Raw genomic sequence first — 25804 nt, 5'->3', positions numbered from 1 at the left:
TACACCGCATTCGCGAGCAAGCCCGCTCCCACATTTTTGATCTCGGTATAGCTTGAGATCTTTACAGGATACGCACGCGCAACGAACGGCCTTTGATCTTGCCGTCATTCAAGCGCTGCAGCGCCTGCTTGGCGATCCCGCGTTCCACAGCCACGAAGGCCTGGAAATCAAAGATCGCGATCTTGCCAACCTGGGCCCCCGGAATCCCGGCGTCACCGGTCAGTGCGCCAAGGATGTCGCCCGGGCGAACCTTGTCTTTACGGCCAGCGGCAATGCACAGGGTGCTCATCACCGGCAGCAACGGGCCGCCGCTCTGAGGCTTGAGGTTGTCCAGTTGGTCCCAGTTCAGCGGCGACTTCTGCAGTTGCTCGATGGCCTGGGCGCGATGGGCTTCAGACGGTGCGACCAGGCTGATAGCAATGCCAGTCTCGCCCGCACGGCCGGTACGGCCCACACGGTGGATGTGGATTTCCGAGTCGCGGGCCAGTTCGACGTTGATCACCATGTCCAGTGCATCAATGTCCAAGCCGCGGGCGGCAACGTCGGTGGCAACCAGTACCGACGTACTGCGGTTGGCGAACATCGCCAGCACCTGGTCGCGGTCGCGCTGTTCCAGGTCGCCGTGCAGGCCGACGGCGGAAATGCCCTTGGAGGTCAGATGGTCCACGGTTTCCTGCACTTGCTGCTTGGTAAAGCAGAAGGCTACGCAAGAAGCCGGACGGAAATGCGCCAGGACCTTGGTCACCGCGTCCATGCGCTCTTCCGGGGAAATCTCGTAGAAGCGCTGTTCGATCTGATCGTCCGAGTGGAACGCTTCGGCCTTGACCTGCTGCGGCGCGCGCATGAATTTCGAGGCCAGCTGCTTGATGCTCACCGGGTAGGTGGCCGAGAACAGCAGGGTCTGGCGGCGGGCCGGGGTCTTGCTGATGATGTCTTCGATGGCGTCGTAGAAGCCCATGTCGAGCATGCGGTCGGCTTCATCGAGGATCAGCGTGTTCAAACCGTCGAGTACCAGCGAACCCTTGCGCAGGTGCTGCTGGATGCGGCCCGGGGTGCCGACGATGACGTGGGCGCCGTGTTCCAGGGAAGCGATCTGTGGGCCGAGGGACACGCCGCCGCACAGGGTCAGCACCTTGATGTTGTCTTCGGCGCGGGCCAGGCGACGGATTTCCTTGGCAACCTGGTCAGCGAGTTCGCGGGTCGGGCACATGACGAGCGCCTGGCAGCCGAAGTAGCGCGGGTTGATCGGGTTCAGCAGGCCGATGCCAAAGGCCGCGGTTTTGCCGCTGCCGGTCTTGGCCTGGGCGATCAGGTCCAGCCCTTTGAGGATCACCGGCAAGCTTTGCGCCTGGATCTGCGTCATCTCGACATAACCCAGAGAGTCGAGGTTAGCCAGCATGGCGGCGGAGAGCGGCAAAGTATTAAAAGCGGTGGCGATGGTAGTCACGGGACTGGCTCTGCAAAACAAAATGTCGCGCAGTGTACCAGCCTCGGGGGATTTTCCCTGCAAGTTCTAGACGAGAAGCCTGTTAATGCTCAATGTCGTGCTCGCGGCTGACCATCCGTTTGCCGTCTTTTGGCGACAATTGCAGGAAGATCGCCGCCGCCAGCATCGCCATGATGCCCACGGTGACGAAGGTCAATTGGAACGCGCCGAGCACGGTATCGACCCCGTCGTTGCCCACTTCAGCGGTAAAACCGCCCAGCAACGCACCGGCGCAGGCCACCCCCAGGCTCAGGGACAATTGCGCGACCACCGACAGCAAACTGTTGCCGCTGCTGGCCTGGGCATCGTCGAGGTCGATCAGGGTCACGGTGTTCATCGCGGTAAATTGCAGCGAGTTGATCGCCCCGAGGATCGCCAGCATGCCCAGCAGCAAGGGGTAGGGCGTGTGTTCGCTGACCAGGCCCATGCTCGCCAGCATGATCCCCAGCGCCAGGGTATTGCCGGTGAGCACCACGCGATAGCCCAGGCGCTCGATCAGCGGCCGGGCAATGGACTTGGCAAACATCGCCGCTGCCGCCAGGGGCAGCATGCTCATCCCCGCTTCGGACGGCGAATAACCCAGCGCCACCTGCAACAGCAGCGGCACCAGGAACGGCAACGCGCCGCTGCCCAGGCGGGCGAACAGGTTGCCGAGGATGCCCACGGCAAAGGTCCGGGTCTTGAACAGCACCGGCGAGAACAGCGGGTTGTCGATATGCCCGGCCCGCAGCCAATACGCCGCCAGGCACGCCAGGCCACCGAACAGCAGCAACATCACCCGCAGGTGCGGCAGGTGCAATTCACCGAGGCCTTCCATGGCGATGGTGATCAGCACCATCGCCGCGCCGAACAGCAGGAAACCCACGCCGTCGAAACGGGTGCGTTCGCTGCCGCGCAGGTCGGGGATGAATTTCCAGACGGCGTAGCAGCCGATGATGCCCACCGGCAGGTTGATCAGGAAGATCCAGTGCCAGGTCAGGTATTGCACCATCCAGCCGCCCATGGTCGGGCCGAGCAGCGGGCCCAGCAGCCCGGGAATGGTGATGAAGCCCATGATCCGCACCAGCTCCGAACGCGGGTAGGCACGCAGCACCACCAGCCGGCCCACCGGCAACATCAAGGCACCGCCCAGGCCCTGGATGACCCGGGCGCCCACCAGCATGGTCAGCGTGCTGGAGAGCGCGCAGAGCAACGAGCCAATGCTGAACAGCATGATCGCGCCGAAGAAAATCTTCTTGGTGCCGAAGCGGTCGGCGACCCAGCCGGAGGCCGGGATCAGCAACGCAACGGTCAGCATGTAGGCGATCACCACGCCTTGCATGCGCAAGGGGTTCTCCGCCAGGTCTCGGGCCATGGCCGGCAATGCGGTGTTGAGAATCGTCCCATCCAGCGATTGCATGAAGAAGGCAATCGCTACCACCCAGGGTAGCCAGCGGGCGGTCTTGGCGTCGAGAGGGGCGCGATTCGGCATGAGTTACCTTTTTTGTTAGCAGCCTATGTGTCGGCGATTATGCGCCATCGGCAGCTCCTTTTCCCACAGGCCCTTCGTCTATATCTGACAACGCCACGTCTTTGCCCACCAGGAAATCAATCAGCGCGCGGTGCACGGCCAGGGCCGCTTCGCGGGATTCCAGGTCGAGCAAATGGCCGGTGTGCTCGGCCGTGGCAAAGCTGCTGCGGCCTACGTATTTTTTGAACAGTTGGGCTTCATCTGCCGGGGTGTACTCGTCCAGCACGCCGTTGAGGAAATGCACCGGGGTTTCGATCCGGGTCAATTGCGGCAGGTAGTTGCCGTCACCCAGCGCCAGCACCTGATGGATATGGAACCGCGCCTGGCGATACTCGGTGGTGGCCATGTTCGACAGATGACGGTGGTTGTTGCGCTTGAGCCGGGGTGACAGGTATTTGCCCACGGTTTCATTCAGCAGATGGCCGACGGCGGATTTGTCATCGGCCTCGATCAGTACGCGCACCCGTTCCACGTACTCGAGCATCGCCTGATTGAGGTTGGGCGCCAGTGCCATCACCACCGAGCTTTCAATGGAGGGCGGGTTATGGGCCAGGGTCAGCAGCGTGGAAATCCCGCCCCATGAGGCGGACACCAGATGATTGACCTGAAAGCGCTCCACCAGTGCCCGCAGGATCTGCACTTCATCGTCCTTGGTCACAAGGTCGAGTTCGGTGTTGTGGGGGCGCGAATAGCCGGAGAACGGCAAGTCGAACATCAGCACATTGAAGTGCTCCGACAGGCACTTGCTGGTGCGGGCAAACGAACGGGTGGTGGACAGCGCGCCATTGACCAACAGCACGGTTTTCTTCTCTGGGTTGTTACCAAGCTGCTCTACGTGAACGTTGTAGTGCTTGAACAGGTTTTCAATGACAAAACTTCCATGGTTCATGTCAACGCTCCAGCTTGCCCTATCCCGGGCAAGGTCGTGCATCACTTGAATGTAGGAGCGAGCTTGCTCGCGAAGATCGTCAACGATGACGCGGTTTGCCTGCCTTGACGCGGTGCTCTCGGGTTTTTCGCGAGCAAGCTCGCTCCTACGGTGGCTTTGGGTGGCTGAGTGCCACTAACCGTTATAACGAGAATTCCGGCAGGGAACAACAGACCGGATGGCCGGTATAGAGAGGCGGAAGGTTCGCCGGGAGGGAGGATAATCCCCCGTAGGAATTGTCATTCAAAACGGGGGAGGAGTTTTACAGGGTCAGTGTCAGGCGTTTTACCAATGCGCCCGGTAATAGATTGGATGAGGTATTGCGCTGGCTATACGTACTCGCCGAAAGCAGCAATTCCCGATCAGCGGTCAATGCCTCCAACTGCGAACCCAGCAGGCTGTACACGCTGTCATCAAAACGCATGGTGCTGACCGGCGCCTTGATCTCGCCGTCCTCGACCCAGAACGTGGCGAAGCGGGTCATGCCGGTCAGGCGCGCGGCGGGCTGGTCGGAGTAGTTCAGGTACCACAGGTTGCTGATGTACAAACCGGTGCCCAATTGCTTGAGGATATCGGCCTGGGCCAGGCTGCCGGCGGCCATCTGCAAGGCGCTGGGCGATTCATCGCTGCTGGCGCCGTTGGTGCTCAAGCCGTATTCGGCCGCGCTGCGGGAGTTCACCAGTTGGCCTTCGGCCTTGCCGGCATTGATCAGCTTCACGTCGCTGCGTGGATAGCCGTCGCGGGAAAACGCCGAGCTCAGGGAACCACTGACCTGTTCGTCTATGGCCACCAACGGGCTCAAGGCCTGGTCGCCGTTGTACAAGCGTTGCAACGAGCTGCCTTTACTGGCGATGGACTGGGCGGAAAAACCGCCCCAGGTCAGCATGCTGATGATCTCTTCCATGGCCGCCGGCGCCAGGTAGGCGCGGTACTGCCCGGGCGCCAGCGGGTGCAGCGGGCGGCCTAGGAATTCCAGTTGCTCGCGGGCCTGCTGGAAACGCTGGGCGAAGGCCGCACGGTCCCAATCGTTGCCGGCGTAGCTGGCTTTTACCGCTTCGCCGTTGGCGTGGAACAGGCTGAAGTCGAAGTTGAAACTGTTGGCCTGGTGCCAGCCAAAGGCGCCTGATGAACTGGCGAAGCCACGACTGATCGGGCCAGCGGCGTAGAAGCCGACCATGTCCACACCTTCAGCGGCCACACTGATTTCTTCAAGCACCTGGGCCAGATCCGGCAGCGGCCGGGCCTGCTGGTCCTTGTTTTGCCAGGCGTTGTGATTGAGCAGCAGGTACGGATACTGCGGCAACAACGGCAAGGTCTCGCGCAGCTGTTGCAGGCCGTTGGCCAGGCGCTGGCGATCCAGCTCAGGCTCGCCCGCCAGGGTGATGCCGAGATCGGCGTGGCGCCCGTCGTTGATCAGCTTCAGGTTCAGGCTGGCTTGTTGCACCTGGCCGGCCTGGCGCACTTTGCCGTGGTTGAAACGCACAAACTCTGACGACTCGTCGGCGTAGCCGAGGTGGAATTGTTCGTTGTCGGTGATGGCCTGCTTGAGCCAGTCCACCAGGGCTTTGAAATTGTTCATCAGGCGTCTCCCCCGAATACGTCCACGTTGCTGAACACGCAGGCCGGCGACGCATGGCCGACGCGGATCACCTGGTTCGGTTCGCCCTTGCCGCAATTTGGCGTGCCCAGGACCCTGGAGGTGCTGGCGTCGCCGACAGCGCTGAGGTTGCGCCAGAACTGCGCGGAAATCGCCCGGTAGTTGGGGTTTTTCACCACGCCTTTGAGCTCGCCGTTTTCAATCAACTGGCCCCATTCGCAACCGAACTGAAACTTGTTGCGCGCGTCGTCAATCGACCAGGAACGGTTGGTGGACATCAGGATGCCGTTCTCGATACCGCCAATCAGCTGCGCCATGCTCTGGTCGCCGGCCTCGATATTCAGGTTGGCCATGCGGTCGATGGGCGCGCGATTCCAACTGCAGGCACGGCTGTTGGCCACGCCTTGCATGCCGGAGCGGTATTGCGACAGCGCACCGCCCAACGGTTTGAGCAGCAGGCCTTCGCGGATCAGGAATTGTTTGCTGGCCCTCGTGCCGTCGTCGTCATGCCCGTAGCTGGCGAGCTGCTCGGGAATGTCCGGGTCGAAGGTTACGTTCAGCAGCTTGGAGCCGTATTGCAGGTGGCCGAAGTCGCTGGCCTTGACGAAGCTGGTGCCGGCGTAATTGCGCTCGTCGCCGAGGATGCGGTCGAGTTCCAGCGGGTGGCCGATGGATTCGTGGATCTGCAGGATCATCTGGTCGGGCAGGAGCAGCAGGTCGCGTTGGCCGTTGGGCGTATTGGGCGCCAACAACAATTGTAGGGCGCCGTCTGCGACTTTCGGGGCTGCGCCTACCAGGCCGAAGCGGCTGATCACGTCAAAGCCGCCTTGCTGGCCGAAGTTAGTGCCGCCCAGAGTGCGGGTCTGGCTGTCATTGCCATCGTAGGCCGTGACGCTGACGCCGGGGAACACAAACCGCTGGGCCTGGCGCAGTTCGGCGCCGGCGCTGTTGAGGTAGATCTGTTCGACGTGGGTGGTGCCCAGGCTGACTTCCCAATTCACCAGGCGTTCGTCCTTGGGCACGGCGGCCGATTCGGCGCCGAGCAGCTGGTAGCAGTCGCTCAGGGACGGGAAGGGCTGGTCGAGGTTCGGCGACAGGTAGTCGCCGATGTCGCTGGACACCGGCTGGTCGCGCAGGTCGAGCAGGGCGTGAGGCTTGATGAGTCGGGCTTGCTGTTCGGCGCGCTCGAGGGCGGCTTGCAGGCCGGGCAGGGAAATGTCGTGAGTGGCGGCGTAGGCTTCGACGCCGTTGAGGCGCACGGTGAGCATCGCGCCTTCGTCCTGGCTGAGGTGTGGCGGCTCGGCGACGTTTTTGCGTACCGACAGGTACTGGCCGGACTCGCGGACATAGCGCAGGGAGAAGAATTCGGCGGTGGTGCGCAGGGCACTGAACTGCTTTTTGAGTGTGACGTGGTGTTCGAACATGGGGCCTTCCTTGTGGGCGGCTCGGCGCGGGCAGGCAAACAGAGTAGGCCTGGGGGCGGGGAGCTGATCAAGGAAAGTGTAGGCAGGCGGGAGGTCTTGCGGTGTCAGATCAAGCCTATTCGGGAGCAAGCCCCCTCCCACATTTGATCGGGTTCACACGGTCAAAAATGTGGGAGCGGGCTTGCTCGCGAAGGGAGCGCCGCGGTCTATCAGTTACTGCGCAGTAGGACCTACTTCCCGCATCGGCTTGCCACGCACCGGCGCATCGCCTGCTACGTAGTAATCCGCAGTGCTGCGCGGCAGTGGCTGGCGGCCACGGATCTTGTCGGCGATTTTCTCGGCGATCATGATCGTCGGCGCGTTCAGGTTACCGGTGGTGATGATCGGCATGATCGACGCATCAACTACGCGCAGACCCTGCATGCCATGCACACGGCCTTCGGCGTCTACCACGGCCATCTCGTCGGTGCCCATCTTGCACGAGCAGGACGGGTGGAACGCAGTTTCGGCGTGCTCACGGATAAATTTATCCAGTTGCTCGTCGGTCTGTACGTCGATGCCCGGGCTGATTTCACGGCCACGGTATTGGTCGAGTGCCGGCTGCTGCATGATTTCACGGGTCAGGCGAATGCCGTCGCGGAATTCCTGCCAGTCCTGCTCGGTGGCCATGTAGTTGAAGAGGATGCTCGGGTATTCCCGTGGGTTCTTCGACTTCAACTGCACGCGGCCACGGCTCGGCGAACGCATGGAGCCCATGTGTGCCTGGAAACCGTGCTCTTTCACACCGTTGCTGCCGTTGTAGTTAATCGCCACCGGCAGGAAGTGGTACTGGATGTTCGGCCAATCGAAGTCTTCACGGGTACGGATGAAACCGCCCGCTTCGAACTGGTTGCTGGCGCCGATGCCGGTGCCGTTGAACAGCCATTCGGCACCGATGGCCGGTTGGTTGTACCAGAGCAGCGACGGGTACAGCGAGACCGGTTGGGTGCACGCGTATTGCAGGTACAGCTCAAGGTGATCCTGCAGGTTTTCGCCGACGCCAGGCAGGTCATGGACCACCGGGATGTCGAGGCTTTCCAGCAATTTCGCCGGGCCTACGCCGGAGCGTTGCAGCAGTTGCGGCGAAGCGATTGCGCCGCTGCACACCAGGACTTCCTTGCGGGCACGGGCTTCAACACGCTCTTCGGCAGCACCGATGAGGTAGCGAACGCCAACGGCACGCTTGCCTTCGAACAGGACTTTGTCGGTCAGGGCGTGGGTGACGATGGTCAGCGTCGAGCGCTTCTTGGCCGTGTCCAGGTAACCGCGAGCGGTGCTGGCGCGACGACCGTTTGGCGTCACGGTACGGTCCATCGGGCCGAAACCTTCCTGCTGGTAGCCGTTCAAGTCTTCAGTGCGCGGGTAGCCGGCTTGTACGCCTGCTTCAACCATCGCGTGGAACAGCGGGTTGTTGCCGGCCTTTGGCGTGGTCACGCTGACCGGGCCGTCGCCACCGTGGTAGTCGTTCGGGCCGATGTCGCGGGTTTCGGCTTTACGGAAGTACGGCAGGCAGTCGAGGTAGGTCCAGTTTTCCAGGCCCGGCAGTTTCGACCAGTTGTCGTAGTCCATCGCGTTGCCGCGGATGTAGCACATGCCGTTGATCAGCGAGGAACCACCGAGGCCCTTGCCGCGACCGCATTCCATCCGGCGACCGTCCATGTGTGGCTCTGGATCGGTTTCGTAGGCCCAGTTGTAGCGGCGGCCTTGCAGGGGGAACGCCAGGGCGGCTGGCATTTGGGTACGGAAATCGAGACGGTAGTCCGGGCCGCCGGCTTCCAGCAGCAGGACAGTGACGCCTTCGTCTTCGGTCAGACGGGTCGCCAGGGTGTTACCGGCGGAGCCGGCACCCACAATGATGTAGTCGTATTCTTGGGACATTAAATGCACCCTCTTTGAAGTTTGGTCAGGCGTAGCAGCTGCCGAGGTACGAGGCTGCGTTGGGCTGCGTAGCAGACCCTGAGATCGCTACGCAGCCTCGCTGGCGCTCGGCAGCTGCTACGGGGGGAGCAGGTGTGCTTTAGAACACCGAGGCGTAGTCGCCCAGCTCAACCTGTACCGATTTGATGCGAGTGAAGTTGTTCAGCGAGCTGATCCCGTTTTCACGGCCAACGCCCGACTGCTTGTAGCCACCCACCGGCATCTTCGCGTCGGACTCGCCCCAGGCGTTGATCCAGCAGATACCGGCTTCCAGCTGATGAATCACGCGGTGCGCGCGGTTCAGGTCTTTGGTCACCAGGCCAGCGGCCAGGCCGAAGTCGGTGTCGTTGGCGCGACGGATCACTTCTTCTTCGGTGTCGTAGGTGAGGATGCTCATCACCGGGCCGAAGATTTCTTCACGGACGATGGTCATCTCGTCGGTGCAGTCAGTGAACACGGTCGGAGCCACGTAGGCACCCTTGGCGAATTCGCCGTCGGTCAGGCGGTCGCCGCCGCACAGCAGGCGCGCACCTTGCTCTTTACCTTTGGCGATGTAGCCGAGCACGCTTTCCATGTGGGCGAAGCTGACCAGCGGGCCGAAGTTGGTGTTTTCATCTTCCGGGTTGCCGATGCGGATGCGTGCAACGCGCTCGGCGATCTTGGCTTCGAACGCGCCTTTGAGGGCGGTCGGAACGAATACGCGAGTGCCGTTGGTGCAGACCTGGCCCGAGCTGTAGAAGTTGGCCATCATCGCGATGTCGGCGGCGCGGTCGAGGTCGGCGTCGTCGAAAATGATCAGCGGGGATTTGCCGCCCAGTTCCATGGTGACTTCTTTGAGCGAGGAGCTCGAAGCGCTGGCCATGACTTTCTTGCCGGTGTCGGTGCCGCCGGTGAAGGAGACTTTCTCGATGCGCGGGTGCTCGGTCAGCCAGGTGCCGACTTCACGGCCGCTGCCGGTCAGAACGTTGAACACACCGTCCGGAACGCCGGCTGCGGTGTAGATTTCAGCCAGTTTCAGGGTGGTCAGCGAGGTGACTTCGCTTGGCTTGAAGATCATCGCGTTACCGGCCGCCAGGGCGGGTGCGGATTTCCACAGGGCGATCTGGATCGGGTAGTTCCACGCGCCGATACCGGCCACGACGCCCAGCGGCTCGCGACGGGTGTAGACGAACGAAGTGTCACGCAGCGGGATCTGCTCGCCTTCGATGGCGGGCACCAGGCCTGCGTAGTATTCCAGCACGTCGGCGCCGGTGACGATGTCGACGTATTGGGTTTCGGAGTACGGCTTGCCGGTGTCCAGGGTTTCCAGGGCGGCCAGCTCATCGTTGCGCTCGCGCAGGATGTCGACGGCGCGACGCAGGATGCGCGAACGCTCCATGGCGGTCATGGCGGCCCAGATTTTCTGGCCCTTTTCGGCGCTGACCACAGCGCGCTCAACGTCTTCTTTAGTGGCGCGTTGCACGTTGGCGAGAACTTCACCGTTAGCCGGGTTGATGGCTTCGAAAGTGGCATCGCTGCCAGCGTCGGAGTAGCCGCCGTCAATGTAGAGTTTTTGCAGTTCGAAACGGGCCATAAAGTCCTCGCAAGTGCATCAGTGGTTGGCGTTAACCGCCGAAGGTGGGCCATAAGGTTCTGGCAACACCGGCCGGCAGCCGTTCAGGGGTTGAGCGTTTATGTGTGCTCTAACTCACCTGCTTGGCCAATTGGAAATCCATGTATTCGTAAGCGATCCGTTGCGCCTGCTCCGTGTCGAAAGCGTCTCCCGACAGGGCGCCGCGCAACCACAAACCGTCGATCAGGGCCGCCAGGCCTCGGGCTGCGCTGCGTGCCTCGGACAACGGCAACGCTCGGCGGAACTGGCAGCACAGGTTGGAATACAGACGGTGATCGTTGATCCGCTGCAGCCTGTGCAATGACGGGTGGTGCATGCTGGTGGCCCAGAAGGCCAGCCAGGTTTTCATAGCCGGGCCGTTGACTTGGCTGGCGTCGAAGTTGCCTTCGATGATCACCTGAAGATGAGCCCGCGGGCTGTCATCTTTCAGCGCCAACCGGCGCTCGGTGACGTTTTCGATCAGGACGTTCATCAGATACCGCATCGTGGCGGCGATCAGGCCATTCTTGTCCTGAAAATAGTGACTGATGATGCCATTCGAGACACCGGCCAGACGGGCGATCAGCGCAATGCTGGCATCTCCCATCCCGACCTGATCGACCGCAGTCAATGTGGCTTCGATCAACTGCTGGCGGCGTATGGGTTGCATACCGACCTTGGGCATCGTGCACCTCTCCTTAGGCCTGCCAACGGGCGATAAACGTCCGTCGGCTTGTGGGCCAGTCTATTTTGTTTTGATTGAACGTTCAATCAACAAAGAATAAGATCTGCGACAAATGGTCGCTGCCTACAGGTATTTCCTACGTGCATGTGGCGCCACCTGACATCGGGAAAACCCATGAAACAGCCCGGCACAGCGGTTCGCCGAGGGTTCATGGTTTTTCGGGGTGTCTTTATACACCCGTCCGTCGACTGCCGAAAAATCGATGGCTCGGGTCATGCGTTGCCTTGTGTTTCTCTGCACTGCCCGGAGCATCTGTGCCATGAGTTCTGCCTCTCTTATAAAGACCCCGCCGGAAAAGGTGCGGGTCAACGGTTGGGTGTTCTACACCTCCACCGCGCTGATTCTGTTGTTGACCGCGATTCTGATTATCGCCCCGCAGGAAGCCGGCAGGATGCTCGGTGTGGCCCAAGCCTGGTTGTCGAAAAGCTTTGGCTGGTACTACATGGTGGTGATCGCCGCCTACCTGGTGTTTGTGGTGGGCCTGGCGTTTTCGTCCTATGGGAAATTGAAACTGGGCAGCAAGGACGACACCCCGGACTTCAGCTACGGCGCCTGGGCCGGCATGCTCTTCTCGTCGGGCATCGGCATCTCGCTGCTGTACTTCGGTGCGTCCGAGCCGCTGGACCACTACTTCAACCCGCCTGAAGGCGCGTCGGCCACTGGCGGCGCTGCGCGTCAGGCGTTGCAGTTGACGTTCCTGCACTGGGGCCTGCACGGCTGGGCGATCTACGCACTGGTCGGCCTGGCCGTGGCGTACTTTGCCTACCGTCATAACCAGCCGCTGGCCTTGCGCTCGGCGCTGTACCCGCTGGTGGGCGAGCGTTGGGTCAAAGGCGCGGCCGGTCACGCGGTGGACGGTTTCGGCATGTTCGTAACGCTGCTGGGCCTGGTGACGAACCTGGGGATTGGTTCGATGCAAGTGTCCTCCGGGTTGGAAAACCTGTTCGGCATGGAGCACAGCAACACCAACCTGCTGATCGTGATCATCGTGATGAGCACCGTGGCGACTATTGCTGCCGTGTCGGGCGTGGAAAACGGCATTCGTCGCCTGTCCAACCTGAACATCGTGCTGTTCAGCGGCCTGCTGATTTTCGTGCTGCTGTTTGGCCCGACCCTGCACTTGCTCAACGGCCTGGTGCAGAACACCGGCGACTACTTGAACGGTATCGTGCTGAAAACCTTCGACCTGTATGTGTACGAAGGCGACGCCGACAAGACCGAACGCTGGATGGGCCTGTGGACCCTGTTCTACTGGGCCTGGTGGATTTCCTGGGCGCCATTCGTGGGCATGTTCATCGCACGTATTTCCCGTGGTCGTACCGTGCGTGAACTGGTCGCCGGTGTGCTGCTGATCCCGTTGGGCTTCACCCTGGCGTGGTTGTCGATCTTCGGCAACTCGGCCCTGGACCTGGTGTTGAACCATGGCGCGGTGGAGTTGGGCAAAACCGCACTGGAACAGCCGTCCATGGCGATCTACCAGCTGCTTGAGCATTACCCGGCGTCGAAAATCGTCATCGGTGTGTCGATCTTTGTCGGCTTCGTACTGTTCCTGACCCCGGCGGATTCCGGCGCGGTGATGATGGCGAACCTGTCCTGCAAGGGCGGCAACGTTGACGAAGATGCGCCGCACTGGCTGCGGATTTTCTGGTCGGTCGTCATCACGCTGGTGACCATCGGCCTGTTGTTCGCCGGTAACTTCGAAGCCATGCAAACCATGGTGGTGCTGGCCGGCCTGCCGTTCTCGGTGGTGCTGATCCTGTTCATGTTCGGCCTGCATAAGGCAATGCGCCAGGACGTGGCGATCGAGCTGGAGCAGGCGCAATTGGCTGAACGTGGTCGGCGTGGTTTCAGCGAGCGTTTGACTGCCCTGGACCTGCAACCGAGCCAAGGCACCGTGCAGCGCTTTATGGACAAACACGTCACGCCGGCGCTGGAAGAAGCGGCGACTGCGTTGCGTGATCAGGGGCTGGAAGTGCAGACCCTGCTGGGTAAATCCAAGCGCTGCATTGGTGTGCGCATCGAGATGGAAGAGGGTAATCCGTTTGTCTACGAGGTGAGCCTGGATGCTTATTCGTCGGCACCGAGCGACTTGCCCGAGGAAGAGCGCACGCGTTACTACCGCGCCGAGGTTTACCTGCACAACGGGCCTCAGGAGTACGACCTGATGGGCTTTGCCCAGGAACAAATCACCCGGGACGTGCTCGATCAGTTTGAAAGCCATCGGCAGCTCCTTGGCCGTGTCTATAGCTGAGTGTTGAAAGGACAGGTGGTGTCGTTACTGACACCACCTGAGCAAAATGTGGGAGCGGGCTTGCTCGCGAATGCGCAGTGTCAGTCAGTACATCTGACACTGATACACCGCATTCGCGAGCAAGCCCGCTCCCACATTTATTTTGCGGTGTCTGTTAGCCCAGGTTCTTGCCCAAGAGGGCGTGGTAGAGCTCGCTGTCACCCAAAATCCCCACCACCTTGTCGTTGTCCTGCAGCACCAGCTTGTTCCCTGTCTGGTACCGAATCTGCAACGCATCGCGCATCCCGATATTGGAATCCACCAGCGTCGGCATCCGCCCCAAACCTTCCACGGCTTGCCCCGGTGCCCAGTTCTGCAAGTTCAGCACCGCGCCGTTCTGCCGCGCACCCTTGATGGTGTTGCCTTCGGCCAGGTCCAGCCACGAGTCACCACCCGGGTCCAGGCTGATGGAACCGTTGACGTGGGTGCAGTTATCCACCGTGCGCATCAGGCTGCGGCCACACAACACATTCAGCGGGTTGGTGTGGGCCACGAAGGTCCGCACATAGTCATCCGCCGGGTTCAGCACGATCTCTTCCGGCACGCTGTACTGGATGATCCGACCGTCTTTCATGATCGCGATGCGGCTGCCGAGTTTCAGCGCCTCATCCAGGTCGTGGCTTACAAATACGATGGTCTTGCTCAGCTTGCGTTGCAGCTCCAGCAACTCATCCTGCAAACCCTGGCGGATCAGCGGGTCGAGTGCGGAGAAGGGTTCGTCCATCAGCAGGATATCGGCGTCCATCGCCAACGCTCGGGCCAGGCCGACACGTTGCTGCATGCCGCCGGAAAGCTCGTCGGGCTTCTTGTTGCGCCACTGCGACAGGCCCACCAGTTCCAGCTTGTCATCCACCAGCTTGCGCCGCTCTTTCTCCGGGCGGCCCTGCATCTCCAGGCCGAAGCTGATGTTTTCGCGCACCGTCAGCCAAGGCATCAGGGCGAACTTCTGGAACACCATCGCGATGCGCTGGGTGCGCATCATTTTCAGCTCGGCGGGGGTGCAGGACGCGATGTCGATCTGCCGACCTTCATGCTCCACAAACAGCTTGCCGCGGCTGACGGTGTTCAAGCCATTGATGCAGCGCAGCAAGCTCGACTTGCCCGAGCCGGACAGGCCCATCAGCACGCAGATCTCGCCTTTCTCGACATCCAGGCTGGCGTTTTCAACGCCGACAATCTGCCCGGTCTTTTTCAGGATTTCGTTGCGCGTCATGCCCTGGTCCAGCAGCTTGAGCGCTTCGCGTGGGTCTTTGGAGAAGATCACGTCGACATTTTCGAACCGGATAATGCTCATGCATCACCCCCTACTTTGGCGTCGGGTTGTTTGCAGATGCGGTCGAGCATGATGGCCAGCAATACGATCGCCAGGCCCGCTTCAAAGCCCAGGGCGATGTCAGCGGTGTTCAGTGCGTTGACCACCGGCTTGCCGAGGCCGTCGGCGCCCACCAGGGCTGCGATAACCACCATCGACAACGACAGCATGATGCATTGGGTAATGCCGGCGGCGATGCTCGGCATGGCGTGGGGCAGTTCAATCCGCGAGAGCAACTGACGGCGCGAGCAGCCAAAGGCCTTGCCGGCGTCCATCAACTCTTGCGGCACATCACGGATACCCAGGTAAGTCAGACGGATAGGCGCGGCAATCGCAAACACCACCGTGGAAATCAGCCCGGGCACCACGCCCAGCCCGAAGAGGGTCAGGGTAGGGATGAGGTAGACGAAGGTCGGTACGGTCTGCATCAGATCGAGCACCGGCCGCATCAGGGTGTAGAACATCGGTTTGTGCGCGGCAACGATGCCCAGCGGCACGCCGATCACCACGCAGACCAGGGTGGCGAACAGCACCTGCGCCAGAGTCTCCATGGTTTCCTGCCAGTACCCAAGATTCAGGATCAGCAGGAAGGAGGCGATGACAAACACCGTCAGGCCCCATTTGCGTTGAATGAAGTGAGCGAGCAGCGCAATCAGACCGATCAATGCCAGTGGATTGAACCAGGTCAGCGCGAACGTCACGCCGTGGATCATCGTTTCCAGGGTCGATGCGATTGCGTCGAAGTAGTTGGCCCCGTGTTGGGTCAACCATTCAACGAAGGCAGCGATGTACTGGCCTAGCGGGATTTTATGTTCAGTCAGCATGGTAGTGAATGTCCACATGCGAAGAGGAAAAACATCCCGGGCCAGCGTACCGGCCCGGGGTCAGCGGTTACTTGGCGAGGTAAGCTTTGACGGCCTCCAATCCTGGTTTGCCATCGACAGTGGTGACACCGGCGAGCCAGGTGTCGAGCACTTGCGGGTTCTTCTTCAGCCACGCCTTGGCGGCGGCGTCAGGCTTCATTTTGTCGTCCAGGACGTTACCCATCAGGGTGCTTTCCATGTTCAGGGTGAACGACAGGTTTTTCAGCAACTGGCCCACGTTGCTGCATTCCTGGGTGTAGCCCTTGCGGACGTTGGTGTAGATGGTGGCCTGGCCGTAGTTGGGGCCGAATGAATCATCACCCCCGGTCAGGTACTTCATCTTGAAGCGGGTGTTCATCGGGTGCGGTTCCCAGCCGAGGAACACGATGGCCTGGTCGCGCTTGGTGGCGCGTTCCACCTGCGAGAGCATTCCGGCTTCGCTGGATTCAACCACTTTGAAACCTGCGGTTTTCAGGCCGAACGCGTCTTTGTCGATAAGGGTCTGAATGGTGCGGTTACCGTCGTTGCCCGGCTCGATGCCGTAGATCTTGCCGCCCAGCTCATCCTTGAATTTGACGATGTCGGCGAAGTCTTTCAGGCCCTTGTTGTACAGCGCTTCCGGTACGGCCAGGGTGTACTTGGCGTTTTCCAGGTTGGCGCGCACGGTTTCCACGGTGCCGGCATCACGGTACTGCTTGATGTCGTTTTCCATGGTCGGCATCCAGTTGCCGAGGAAGATGTCCATGTTCTTGCCATCGGCCAGGGACTTGTAGGTCACTGGTACGGAAATCATCGTGGTGCGGGGTTTGTAGCCGAGGCCCTTGAGAACTTCGCTGGTGGTGGCGGTAGTGACGGTGATGTCGGTCCAGCCGACATCGGAGAAGTTGACGGTCTGGCATTGCGCCGGTTCTGCAGCGTGAGCCAGGACTGGCAGACTCAGCATGGCGGCCAACAACAACGACGGGGAACCTTTCATGGGGGTGGACTCCTGGTGTTTTTCTGGCGGCAATAACACCGCGCTTATAGGTGTTGCGGTTGGGCGTGCGGCACAGCTCTGCCACGCAACTGTGCAAACGAGTCGAGACTGATCATGTACCAGTGAAAATCTGACGCCTACAGGGGGCGTCGTATCCAGTACAGGGATGGTCGTATCCAGTGTCGGTGACGTCGCTTACAGATTTTTTCAACGGCAAAACTGCACTTTTTACCGATCTGAACCGCAAAAAACGGCCAAAACGTCGCCTTCCACAACAGCGGCGCTGATGAGCATGGGTACGTCGGTGTGAGACGCCGTGAGCGCCAACAAAAGCTTGATGATGGCCGCATCTCGGCGGATTGCGACATGAGCGTAGCAGCTCCGTCACCAGGTGCTTTTCTACGCCTGGCCTGTGCTCATCGAGGAGTTTCACGTCAATGGCTATCAGCGTTTTCGACCTGTTCAAGATCGGCATTGGGCCTTCGAGTTCTCACACCGTCGGCCCCATGCGCGCCGCGGCGTTGTTCGTTCAAGGATTGCGTGAACGTGATGTGTTGGAACAAGTAACGCGCGTCGAAGTTCAGCTGTTTGGCTCCTTATCGGCCACCGGCATCGGCCACGGCAGCGATAACGCCGTGATCATGGGCCTGATGGGCGAGTGGCCCGACGCGATCGATCCGTCGCAGATCGGCATCCGCATCGAAACCCTGCGCGAGACCAACACACTGTTGCTGGACGGACATTTGCCGGTGCCTTTCTTATGGGCGCGGGACATGCGCCTGATCGACGAAAACCTGCCGTTCCATCCCAATGCCATGACCCTGGTGGTGTTCGGTGATAACGGCGAGCTGCACCGTGACACCTACTATTCGGTGGGTGGCGGGTTTGTGGTGGATGAAGCCCAGGCCACCAGCGGCGTGGCGGACATGGACCGCACCGAGCTGCCCTATGATTTTTCCAGTGCGGTGGAGTTGCTGCAGTTGTGCAAGACCCACAACCTGCGGGTCGCTGAACTGATGTTGGCGAATGAAAAAACCTGGCGCTCGGAAGACGAGATCCGCAGCGGCCTGATGAAGCTTTGGCGCGCCATGCAGGATTGCGTGGAGCAAGGTCTCAAGCACGAAGGCATTCTTCCCGGCGGCCTCAATGTACGGCGCCGCGCGGCCAAGTTGCACCGCAGCCTGCAGGAGCTGGGCAAGCCAAATGTGATTGGCTCGACCCTGAGCGCGATGGAGTGGGTCAACCTGTTCGCCCTGGCGGTGAATGAAGAAAACGCCGCGGGCGGGCGCATGGTCACGGCACCGACCAACGGCGCGGCGGGGATCATCCCGGCGGTGTTGCATTACTTTATGAAGTTCAGCGAAGAAGTGACCGAGGCCAACGTCGTCGACTATTTCCTCGCGGCGGCGGCGGTGGGCATCCTGTGTAAAAAGAACGCGTCGATTTCGGGTGCCGAGGTCGGTTGCCAGGGTGAAGTCGGTTCGGCGTGCGCCATGGCGGCGGCGGGGTTGGCGGAGATCCTCGGGGCTACGCCGGAGCAGTTGTGCAACGCGGCGGAAATCGGCTTGGAACACAACCTCGGCCTGACCTGCGACCCGGTAGGCGGCCTGGTGCAGGTGCCGTGTATCGAGCGTAATGCGATTGCAGCGGTGAAGGCGATCAACGCGGCACAGATGGCGCTGCGGGGGGATGGCCAGCACTTTATCTCGCTGGATCGGGTGATCCGCACCATGCGGGATACCGGGGCGGATATGCATGACAAGTACAAGGAAACATCGCGAGGCGGGTTGGCGGTGAGTGCGGTGGAGTGTTGAAGTAAGCCCCCCCTGTAGGAGCGAGCTTGCTCGCGAAGGTCGTGAACGATAACGAGCGCGGCGCTCTCAGGTTTTTCGCGAGCAAGCTCGCTCCTACATTGAGCATCACCAACTCGTCACGCCACCTTTTAGCGCGTCGCAATTAGATAAGTAGCTCCCAAACGATTTCCCGCCCCGGCCCTCTGTCACCCGTGCTTGTGGTGACAGACTTTTCCTACGTCGTTTCTCTCCCTTCCCACAAGTGCTACCGATCTGCTCACACACCTTGAGCCTGCGTCCTCTCAGGTCGTTTTCGGGTCATATCCCGCACTCCATGCGCGGGCTTATATAGACACGTCATGAGGTCGTTTTCAGGAGTTATTGAATGCGCATTCAACTTTAGGCATGGCATTTGCTCTATCAATACAAAGCCTCTCGCCACAGGAGTTTCCTTAAGGTGATGAGCGCAATAACAAGAGCCTCGCCTGAGGCCATCACCCGCTTTGTGTGAGGAGATACCGCGATGACGTCGTTCAACTCAGGGGCTCAACCCCAGAACCGTGCGCCTCAATCCATCGGCTTTTTGCTGCTGGACAATTTCACGCTGATTTCCCTGGCCTCCGCAGTCGAACCCCTGCGCATGGCCAACCAACTCTCCGGCCGCGAGCTGTATCGCTGGACGACGTTGAGTGTGGACGGAAACCAGGTGTGGGCCAGCGACGGTCTGCAAATCACCCCCGATGCCTCCATGCACAAAGCCCCGGCCCTGGACACTGTGATCGTCTGCGGCGGCGTAGGAATCCAGCGCACCGTGACCCGTGAGCACGTGTCGTGGCTGCAAAGCCAGGCGCGCCAGTCCCGTCGCCTTGGCGCCGTGTGCACCGGCAGCTGGGCCCTGGCCTGCGCCGGCCTGCTGGACGGTTTTGATTGCAGCGTGCACTGGGAGTGCCTGGCGTCGATGCAGGAAGCTTTCCCTCGCGTGGCCATGAGCACACGCCTGTTCACCCTCGACCGCAACCGCTTCACCAGCTCCGGCGGCACTGCGCCGCTGGACATGATGCTGCACCTGATCAGCCGCGACCACGGCCGTGAATTGTCGGCGGCGATCTCCGAGATGTTTGTGTACGAGCGCATCCGCAACGAACAGGATCACCAGCGTGTGCCGCTCAAGCACATGCTCGGCACCAACCAGCCGAAACTGCAGGAAATCGTCGCGCTGATGGAAGCCAACCTGGAAGAGCCGATCGACCTCGACGAACTGGCGGTGTACGTCGCGGTTTCCCGGCGTCAGCTGGAGCGGCTGTTCCAGAAATACCTGCACTGTTCGCCGTCGCGCTATTACCTCAAGTTGCGCTTGATCCGTGCGCGGCAGTTGCTCAAGCAAACGCCGATGTCGATCATCGAAGTGGCGTCGGTGTGCGGTTTTGTCTCCACGCCGCACTTCTCCAAGTGCTACCGCGAATACTTCGGCATTCCGCCGCGGGATGAGCGCGTGGGGTCCAATACCACGCAGCAAGTGGCGATGATGCCGATTCCGCAGGCGCTGGTGTTGTCACCGTTGTCCGGGCCGTTGTCGGCGTTGAGCCAGGCCAGGAATGAGTCGACTTTCGCCAGTGTAAGGCTTTAGACCGAGTCGCCTGCATTCGCGAGCAAGCCCGCTCCCACACTTGACCGCGTTTTTTCAGTAGGAACGCGGTCGAATGTGGGAGCGGGCTTGCTCGCGAATGCGGTATATCAGGCGCCAGAGTTCTGCCGAAATTGCACCAAAGCCGGCAACAACTGCTTATCGATCGCCTGCCTCACCGCCGGCAAGATCGTCGCGCTGCCGGTGTACATCTGCTCAACCATGTTCTTCAGCGCCTTGGCCCGCGCTTCACTCAAACCGCGCACCGCACACTCACACGCCTGCTCGGCGGTAGCGCCGCTGGACACCTCGAAACCCAACGACCGCAGTTGGCCCAGCAGGTCATCCTGGTCAATCAAATCCGCGTGCATCATGACGTTTATCCTTGTTAGGGGAGCGGGGGATTGAGGTCGATTCTGGTAGGCCATCACCGAGTCGGCAAGGCCTGAATTCGCGAATGTCCGGCACACCTATGAACAGGTCGTTTTCGGCTAACTCGCAAGAGAGGGGAGTGTGCACACTGGAATCCAGCAAGCAGCTTGAAGGTTTGGTCACCCTCGGGATGCGCAGCTCACACAAAGCACTCTGCCCCGATCCTGTCACGGCTTGATCGGGGCTTTTTTTGGCTGAATTTTTAGTGGTTGTGCGGGCCCCTTCGCGAGCAAGCCCGCTCCCACAGTTGACCGCGTTTTTCCAGGGCGAACGCGGTCAACTGTGGGAGCGGGCTTGCTCGCGAAGGGCGCACCTCGGTCTACCGCTGCAACACCAGTATCCGGGACAACAACTCATCCCTATCGACATAGCAGCCCTGGAAATGCCGGGCGCCGGACGCCGGATCAAACGCATTGCGCGCATGCAAGGTGCGGCGGTTATCGAAGCACCACAGCTCGCCCGGATTCAGGCGTTTGACCAGCCGAAAACGCTCCTCCCGGGTCATCGCAATAAACCGCCGATAGGCGCGATACAGCAAGGGCATCTGCTCTGCCGGCGCCTCAAATGGCCCGCGCAGAAAGTTGGCCATGCGAATCTCGGCGACTTCACCCAGAGCATCCAGCGCAATGATCGGCGCCAGCCGGCGATAGTCGCTGTGACGGTCCTTGTTGCGAAATTCCACGGGGATCTCGCACAGCGCGCGAAAGGCTTCGGGGTCTTCATCGCGCAATGCCCGGGCGATGGCAAAACCATCGACAAAAATACTCTCGCCACCGTCGGCGTCGTTCACCAGGCAATGCAAAAATTGCAGTCCCGGTTGCAGCTCGCGAGTGGGCAAGTCGCTGTGCAGCGGCAGGTTGAAAGCGGTGTAGGCGTTGCTGTCGGCATCGGCCTTGGATTGCACGTTGAACAACACGCCGAAGTTGCTCTCGCGGATGAACGAAATGCGCTTGGCGATCAGTGCCAGGGAGCCAGGTTCGGTGGGCACGCCGCGCACTTGCGTGAGGCCGCTGTCACGCAGGGCCAGCAACCATTGCAGCAGGGCTTTCGGGTCTTCCATCAGAGCCGCATAGTCGAAGACGGGCAGCTCGAAACTACGGTCCCACAGTCTGGATTTCGGCTTGGCCGCCCGGCGTTCAGCGCGGGACTCATCGTCGTAGGCGTGCGCACGCAGCCAGCCGGGATCGTACTGGCTGCGATGCCCGCCACTCCATTCAACCGTCAGCAAACCCTGGTCGATACGCGCGCTGACAGCCGTGAGGTTTTCGTCCACATCGACGATTTCCAGCACCTGCTCACGGGTCACGCTGTAGACGCAGGTCGGGCACGGGCAGTTGTCTCGCAGCCACTGGTGATGGAACGGACTAACCCGTCCATCGGCCCATTGCACGCGCAGGTGATCGCTGCGCACCTGCACCTCGGCCAGGTCGCTGATCAGCGGGTAAGTACGGAAGTCGGCAACAGCGGCGGCGGTTTGCATGGCGATTCCTTATTTCTGGGGTGGCAGTCCAATCACGCGGCCGAGCAGGGCGGGCTTCGGCAGGTCGGTTTGTTCGGCACTGATGCTTGCAAGCTTGCCCAGCACCGCCTCGCTGAACGGCGCCGAATGCGGGCCGGCGAGGTCGACGTGGAGCAACATTTGCTCGTTGCCGGCCAGCTCCTTTTCGTCGCCCACGAGATGCAGGCTGTGATAGAGGTGCAAGCGCTTGCGGTCGTGGGCGATGAGTTGGGTGCGCACTTCGACGTCGGCGCCCAGCTTCACTTCGTGCAGGTAGTTGAGGTGCAACTCCAGGGTGAACAGCGAGTTGCCGCTGGCTTCGCGGTTTTCGCTGTCCAGGCCCAGGGTGTCCATCAGCGCATCGGTGGCGTAGCTGAAGATCAGCAGGTAGAACGCATCGCGCAGGTGGCCGTTGTAGTCGACCCAGTCGGGGAGGATTTTGGTGGTGTAGGTGGTCAATGCGGCCATGACTTAAATTCCAAAATGTACGCAGTCAAAATGTGGGAGCGGGCTTGCTCGCGAAGGCGGTGTATCCGTCGATGCATTCACCGCCTGGCACACCGCCTTCGCGAGCAAGTCGAATCGTCGCACCGCCGCTCCCACATTGGATGTTCATCGGTTATTCGGCGAAGGTCATACCGTGTTTTTCCTTGGTCGTCTTCACCGCTTCCAGCACCGCCAGCAGGCAATCATCACGATAGCGCTCCAGCGCCGAAATGCTGTGTTTGCCCAACTGATCGCTGGTGCCATCCACAACATCGTCAATCAACTTGTCGGTCAGTTCCGGGGCCGGCAAGTAGGTCCACGGCAACTGCAACGCCGGGCCGAACTGCGCCATGAAGTGCCGCATCCCGGCGTCACCGCCGGCCAGCGTATACGTCAGGAACGTGCCCATGAATGACCAGCGCAACCCGGCGCCAAACCGAATCGCGTCGTCGATCTCGCCGGTGGTTGCCACCCCGTCGTTGACCAGGTGCAACGCCTCACGCCACAAAGCTTCCAGCAGTCGGTCAGCGATAAACCCAGGCACTTCTTTACGCACATGCAATGGGCGCATGCCGAGGGATTCATACACTTTGATCGCCGCCTGAATGGCTTCTGGCGCAGTGTTTTTGCCGCCTACCACTTCCACCAGCGGCAACAGGTAAACCGGGTTGAACGGATGGCCTACCACGCAACGTTCCGGGTGCGTGGAGCCTTCGTAAAATTCACTCGGCAACAGCCCAGAAGTACTCGAACCAATCAAGGCATTCGGCTTGGCCGCTGCGCTGATCTTGCTGTGCAATTCCAGCTTCAACTCAAGGCGTTCCGGGGCGCTTTCCTGGATGAAGTCAGCGTCTTTCACACACTCTTCAATCGTGGCGACAAAGCGCAGGCGGTCTTGCGAGGCGCCGGGTGCAAGGCCTTGTTTTTCCAGGGCGCCCCAAGCATTCGCGACACGTTTGCGCAGGGCCGCTTCGGCGCCGGGCGCCGGGTCCCAGGCCACCACGTCCAGGCCATGGGCCAGGGCCCGGGATACCCAGCCGCTGCCGATAACACCGCTGCCCAGCGCGGCGAAGGTTTTGATTTCAGTGATAAAGCTCATGGCAAATTCCTAAAGAGTTCGGTGATCTCCTGTGGGAGCGGGCTTGCTCGCGAATGCGGTGTATCAGTTGATGCATTCGGTGACTGATTCACCGCATTCGCGAGCAAGCCTGCTCCCACATTTGATTCGGTTCCTGCTGGGAGTGGTGCGTTGTGTGTTAGCCGCGCTTGGTCAGGCCCATCTTCACGCGGCCTTCAGCCGGGGTCATGACCCGCGCACCCAAGCGGCTGAGGATTTCGCTGGCGCGTTCCACCAACTGGCCGTTGGTCGCCAGCACGCCCTTGTCCAGCCACAGGTTGTCTTCCAGGCCGACCCGCACGTTGCCGCCCAGCAGTACCGCTTGTGCTGCCATCGGCATCTGCATGCGACCAATGCCGAAGCCGGCCCACACTGCGTCTGCCGGCAGGTTGTCGACCATGGCTTTCATGGTGGTGGTGTCGGCCGGGGCGCCCCACGGGATGCCCAGGCACAGCTGGAACAGCGGGTTGTCGAGCAAGCCTTCCTTGATCATCTGCTTGGCGAACCACAGGTGACCGGTGTCGAAAATTTCCAGCTCGGCTTTTACGCCCAGCTCTTGAATACGTTTGGCGCCCGCTCGAAGTTGCGCCGGGGTGGAGACGTAAATGGTGTCGCCATCGCCGAAGTTCAGGGTGCCGCAATCGAGGGTGCAGATTTCCGGCAGCAGCGCTTCCACGTGGGCCAGGCGGGTCAGCGGGCCGACCAGGTCGGTGTTGGGGCCGAACTCCATCGGGTTCTCGCCGCCACCGATTTCCAGGTCGCCACCCATGCCGGCGGTGAGGTTGACGATGATGTCGACGTCCGCCTCGCGGATGCGCTCCATCACTTCGCGGTACAGCGCCACGTCGCGGCTGAACTTGCCGGTTTCGGGGTCACGTACGTGGCAATGCACCACGGTGGCACCGGCCTTGGCAGCTTCCACCGCCGCGGCGGCGATTTGTTTGGGAGTGACCGGCACGTGAGGGCTTCTGGCGGCCGTGTCGCCAGCACCGGTGAGTGCGCAGGTGATGATGACGTCGTGGTTCATGGGGCAGGTTCCTTACAGGCGTGATTTTCAGGCGTAGTCATACCGTTCGCAGCCAGGAGCGGCTGCGAAACGGTGATTCAATAGCGGTTATTTGCTGGTCAATTGCAGGTTGGCCGCGGCGGGTTTGCCGTCAAAGGTGGTCACGCCTTCCAGCCAGCGCTGCTGGTCTTGGGGGTGATCCTTGAGCCATTGCTTGGCCGATTCGAAAGCGTCTTTGTGATCCAGCAATGGCTGCATCATTCGGCTCTCGTCGGCGGCGGTGAAGGTCAGGTTGCTGAGCAACTTGTGCACGTTGGGGCATTGCTCGGCGTAGGTCGGCGAGGTGACGGACCACACGGTGGCCATGCCCTCGTTGGGGCCCAGCGCGTCATCACTGCCAGTGAGGTAAGTCATCGCCACGTTGACGTTCATCGGGTGCGGCGCCCAGCCGAAGAACACCACGGCTTCCTTGCGGCGCACGGCGCGGTCGACGGCGGCGAGCATGCCGGCCTCGCTGGATTCCACCAGTTGGAACTTGCCGAGGCCGAACTGATTCTTGGCAATCATCGCCTTGATCTGGGTGTTGGCGCCCGAGCCCGGTTCAATGCCGTAGATCTTACCGCCCAGTTCTTTTTCAAACTTGGCGATGTCGGCGAAGGTCTTCAGGCCTTTATCAGCCAGGTAAGTCGGCACCGCCAACGTAGCGCGGGCATCTTCCAGCGACGGCTTGTCGAGCACCTTGACCTGCTTGGCATCGACAAACGGGGTGATGGTCTGGGTCATCAACGGGTTCCAGTAGCCCAGGAACATGTCCAGGCGCTGGTCGCGGATCCCGGCAAAGATGATTTGCTGGGACGCGCTGGTCTGTTTGGTCTTGTAGCCGAGGCCGTCGAGCAACACTTGAGTCATGGCGCTGGTGGCGATTACGTCGGTCCAGTTCACCACGCCCATGCGCACGTTCTGGCAAGAAGCCGCATCGGCTGCCATGACGTTGGTGCTCAAAATGGCGCTGGCGCTGAGTGCGAGCACGCAGCGGCTGATCAGTCGGTTCATGGTGGTTCCCTCGGCAGGTTGTTATTGTGGGTTCCGGCGTCTTTGTGCGCCGTGCGATCAAGTTACGCAGCTTGAAGTGCGACAAAACGCACGGCGGCGACCAGCTCTTGCACTGCA

General features: G+C 61.0%; 20 protein-coding genes and 1 pseudogene. 4 read left to right on the top strand and 17 right to left on the bottom strand.

The genetic code is table 11. From position 1 onward, the window contains the following. Positions 1–61 precede the first annotated feature (61 nt). The 8 genes from dbpA to betI form a co-directional block, all read right to left on the bottom strand. Positions 62–1399 carry an ATP-dependent RNA helicase DbpA gene (dbpA, locus tag ACA046_RS30425; RefSeq protein ID WP_256124510.1) on the bottom strand — a complete coding sequence of 446 codons (1338 nt, stop codon included), beginning with the start codon at positions 1397–1399 and terminating at the stop codon, positions 62–64. A gap of 130 nt (positions 1400–1529) precedes the next feature. Next, on the bottom strand, positions 1530–2957 hold the full coding sequence (gene mdtD, locus ACA046_RS30420; protein WP_226475380.1) for a multidrug transporter subunit MdtD: 1428 nt from the start codon (positions 2955–2957) through the stop codon (positions 1530–1532). A 37-nt stretch (positions 2958–2994) separates the two neighbouring features. After that, a complete protein-coding gene (locus ACA046_RS30415) occupies positions 2995–3885 on the bottom strand; it encodes an alpha/beta fold hydrolase (RefSeq protein ID WP_459024343.1) in 891 nt (296 codons plus the stop codon). A gap of 301 nt (positions 3886–4186) precedes the next feature. Then, a complete protein-coding gene (locus tag ACA046_RS30410; RefSeq protein ID WP_497675525.1) occupies positions 4187–5503 on the bottom strand; it encodes a TldD/PmbA family protein in 1317 nt (438 codons plus the stop codon). Next, complete coding sequence (locus tag ACA046_RS30405; protein ID WP_497675524.1) at positions 5503–6945, bottom strand: TldD/PmbA family protein; 1443 nt, start codon at positions 6943–6945, stop codon at positions 5503–5505. The genes ACA046_RS30410 and ACA046_RS30405 overlap by 1 nt, the downstream gene beginning before the upstream one ends. Before the next feature lie 213 nt (positions 6946–7158). Beyond that, on the bottom strand, positions 7159–8862 hold the full coding sequence (gene betA / locus ACA046_RS30400; RefSeq protein WP_459024338.1) for a choline dehydrogenase: 1704 nt from the start codon (positions 8860–8862) through the stop codon (positions 7159–7161). Positions 8863–9001: 139 nt separating this feature from the next. After that, on the bottom strand, positions 9002–10474 hold the full coding sequence (betB, locus tag ACA046_RS30395; protein ID WP_076017806.1) for a betaine-aldehyde dehydrogenase: 1473 nt from the start codon (positions 10472–10474) through the stop codon (positions 9002–9004). A gap of 109 nt (positions 10475–10583) precedes the next feature. Then, positions 10584–11177 (bottom strand): transcriptional regulator BetI, encoded by a 594-nt coding sequence (gene betI, locus ACA046_RS30390; protein WP_010167549.1) that lies wholly within the window; start codon positions 11175–11177, stop codon positions 10584–10586. A gap of 376 nt (positions 11178–11553) precedes the next feature. Here betI and ACA046_RS30385 point away from each other — a divergent pair, with 376 nt between their 5' ends. Then, positions 11554–13488: a BCCT family transporter gene (locus ACA046_RS30385; protein WP_459029454.1), complete on the top strand. Its 1935-nt coding sequence runs from the start codon at positions 11554–11556 to the stop codon at positions 13486–13488. 154 nt (positions 13489–13642) lie between these two features. On the opposite strand, the gene choV is transcribed toward ACA046_RS30385, so the two are convergent. The 3 genes from choV to ACA046_RS30370 all read right to left on the bottom strand — a co-directional run bounded on the left by choV (position 13643) and on the right by ACA046_RS30370 (position 16678). Then, positions 13643–14821 carry a choline ABC transporter ATP-binding protein gene (gene choV, locus ACA046_RS30380; RefSeq protein WP_421551473.1) on the bottom strand — a complete coding sequence of 393 codons (1179 nt, stop codon included), beginning with the start codon at positions 14819–14821 and terminating at the stop codon, positions 13643–13645. Further along, a complete protein-coding gene (choW, locus tag ACA046_RS30375; protein ID WP_076017809.1) occupies positions 14818–15663 on the bottom strand; it encodes a choline ABC transporter permease subunit in 846 nt (281 codons plus the stop codon). Before choW ends, choV begins: the two co-directional genes overlap by 4 nt. Before the next feature lie 67 nt (positions 15664–15730). Beyond that, positions 15731–16678, bottom strand: a complete 948-nt coding sequence (locus ACA046_RS30370) for a choline ABC transporter substrate-binding protein (RefSeq protein WP_017476446.1) — start codon at positions 16676–16678, stop codon at positions 15731–15733. Positions 16679–17115: 437 nt separating this feature from the next. Between ACA046_RS30370 and ACA046_RS30365 the strand changes: the two genes are divergently transcribed. The 3 genes and pseudogenes from ACA046_RS30365 (at position 17116) to gbdR (ending at position 20098) form a co-directional block, all read left to right on the top strand. Next, on the top strand, positions 17116–18492 hold the full coding sequence (locus ACA046_RS30365; RefSeq protein ID WP_459024337.1) for an L-serine ammonia-lyase: 1377 nt from the start codon (positions 17116–17118) through the stop codon (positions 18490–18492). Positions 18493–18518: 26 nt separating this feature from the next. After that, positions 18519–18593: pseudogene (locus tag ACA046_RS30360) on the top strand (outer membrane lipoprotein carrier protein LolA); the annotation flags it as partial. A 401-nt stretch (positions 18594–18994) separates the two neighbouring features. Then, positions 18995–20098 carry a choline metabolism transcriptional regulator GbdR gene (gene gbdR, locus ACA046_RS30355; protein ID WP_003216915.1) on the top strand — a complete coding sequence of 368 codons (1104 nt, stop codon included), beginning with the start codon at positions 18995–18997 and terminating at the stop codon, positions 20096–20098. A 107-nt stretch (positions 20099–20205) separates the two neighbouring features. On the opposite strand, the gene ACA046_RS30350 is transcribed toward gbdR, so the two are convergent. The 6 genes from ACA046_RS30350 to ACA046_RS30325 form a co-directional block, all read right to left on the bottom strand. Next, positions 20206–20469, bottom strand: coding sequence for a hypothetical protein (locus ACA046_RS30350; protein ID WP_017476443.1), 264 nt, complete (start codon positions 20467–20469; stop codon positions 20206–20208). 377 nt (positions 20470–20846) lie between these two features. Continuing rightward, positions 20847–22007 (bottom strand): gamma-butyrobetaine dioxygenase, encoded by a 1161-nt coding sequence (locus tag ACA046_RS30345; RefSeq protein ID WP_459024336.1) that lies wholly within the window; start codon positions 22005–22007, stop codon positions 20847–20849. Between the two features lie 9 nt (positions 22008–22016). After that, complete coding sequence (locus ACA046_RS30340; protein ID WP_497675523.1) at positions 22017–22493, bottom strand: thioesterase family protein; 477 nt, start codon at positions 22491–22493, stop codon at positions 22017–22019. A 151-nt stretch (positions 22494–22644) separates the two neighbouring features. After that, a complete protein-coding gene (locus tag ACA046_RS30335) occupies positions 22645–23610 on the bottom strand; it encodes an L-carnitine dehydrogenase (RefSeq protein WP_017476440.1) in 966 nt (321 codons plus the stop codon). A gap of 157 nt (positions 23611–23767) precedes the next feature. Continuing rightward, a complete protein-coding gene (gene cdhC / locus ACA046_RS30330) occupies positions 23768–24655 on the bottom strand; it encodes a 3-dehydrocarnitine:acetyl-CoA trimethylamine transferase CdhC (protein WP_497675522.1) in 888 nt (295 codons plus the stop codon). Positions 24656–24742: 87 nt separating this feature from the next. Continuing rightward, positions 24743–25687, bottom strand: a complete 945-nt coding sequence (locus ACA046_RS30325; RefSeq protein ID WP_076017815.1) for a choline ABC transporter substrate-binding protein — start codon at positions 25685–25687, stop codon at positions 24743–24745. Positions 25688–25804: the final 117 nt, after the last annotated feature.

The sequence above is a fragment of the Pseudomonas sp. LBUM1641 genome, from assembly GCF_059716235.1.
This window is presented reverse-complemented; position numbering and strand designations above follow the sequence as displayed.

Coding starts and splice junctions, on each gene's coding strand:
- betB (WP_076017806.1), bottom strand. CDS start 10,474: ATGGCCCGTTTCGAACTGCAAAAACTCTACATTGACGGCGGCTACTCC.
- cdhC (WP_497675522.1), bottom strand. CDS start 24,655: ATGAACCACGACGTCATCATCACCTGCGCACTCACCGGTGCTGGCGAC.
- betA (WP_459024338.1), bottom strand. CDS start 8,862: ATGTCCCAAGAATACGACTACATCATTGTGGGTGCCGGCTCCGCCGGT.
- ACA046_RS30325 (WP_076017815.1), bottom strand. CDS start 25,687: ATGAACCGACTGATCAGCCGCTGCGTGCTCGCACTCAGCGCCAGCGCC.
- ACA046_RS30370 (WP_017476446.1), bottom strand. CDS start 16,678: ATGAAAGGTTCCCCGTCGTTGTTGTTGGCCGCCATGCTGAGTCTGCCA.
- ACA046_RS30365 (WP_459024337.1), top strand. CDS start 17,116: ATGGCTATCAGCGTTTTCGACCTGTTCAAGATCGGCATTGGGCCTTCG.
- ACA046_RS30340 (WP_497675523.1), bottom strand. CDS start 22,493: ATGGCCGCATTGACCACCTACACCACCAAAATCCTCCCCGACTGGGTC.
- mdtD (WP_226475380.1), bottom strand. CDS start 2,957: ATGCCGAATCGCGCCCCTCTCGACGCCAAGACCGCCCGCTGGCTACCC.
- betI (WP_010167549.1), bottom strand. CDS start 11,177: ATGCCCAAGGTCGGTATGCAACCCATACGCCGCCAGCAGTTGATCGAA.
- ACA046_RS30350 (WP_017476443.1), bottom strand. CDS start 20,469: ATGATGCACGCGGATTTGATTGACCAGGATGACCTGCTGGGCCAACTG.
- gbdR (WP_003216915.1), top strand. CDS start 18,995: ATGACGTCGTTCAACTCAGGGGCTCAACCCCAGAACCGTGCGCCTCAA.
- dbpA (WP_256124510.1), bottom strand. CDS start 1,399: ATGCTGGCTAACCTCGACTCTCTGGGTTATGTCGAGATGACGCAGATC.
- ACA046_RS30410 (WP_497675525.1), bottom strand. CDS start 5,503: ATGAACAATTTCAAAGCCCTGGTGGACTGGCTCAAGCAGGCCATCACC.
- ACA046_RS30345 (WP_459024336.1), bottom strand. CDS start 22,007: ATGCAAACCGCCGCCGCTGTTGCCGACTTCCGTACTTACCCGCTGATC.
- choV (WP_421551473.1), bottom strand. CDS start 14,821: ATGAGCATTATCCGGTTCGAAAATGTCGACGTGATCTTCTCCAAAGAC.
- ACA046_RS30415 (WP_459024343.1), bottom strand. CDS start 3,885: ATGAACCATGGAAGTTTTGTCATTGAAAACCTGTTCAAGCACTACAAC.
- choW (WP_076017809.1), bottom strand. CDS start 15,663: ATGCTGACTGAACATAAAATCCCGCTAGGCCAGTACATCGCTGCCTTC.
- ACA046_RS30335 (WP_017476440.1), bottom strand. CDS start 23,610: ATGAGCTTTATCACTGAAATCAAAACCTTCGCCGCGCTGGGCAGCGGT.
- ACA046_RS30405 (WP_497675524.1), bottom strand. CDS start 6,945: ATGTTCGAACACCACGTCACACTCAAAAAGCAGTTCAGTGCCCTGCGC.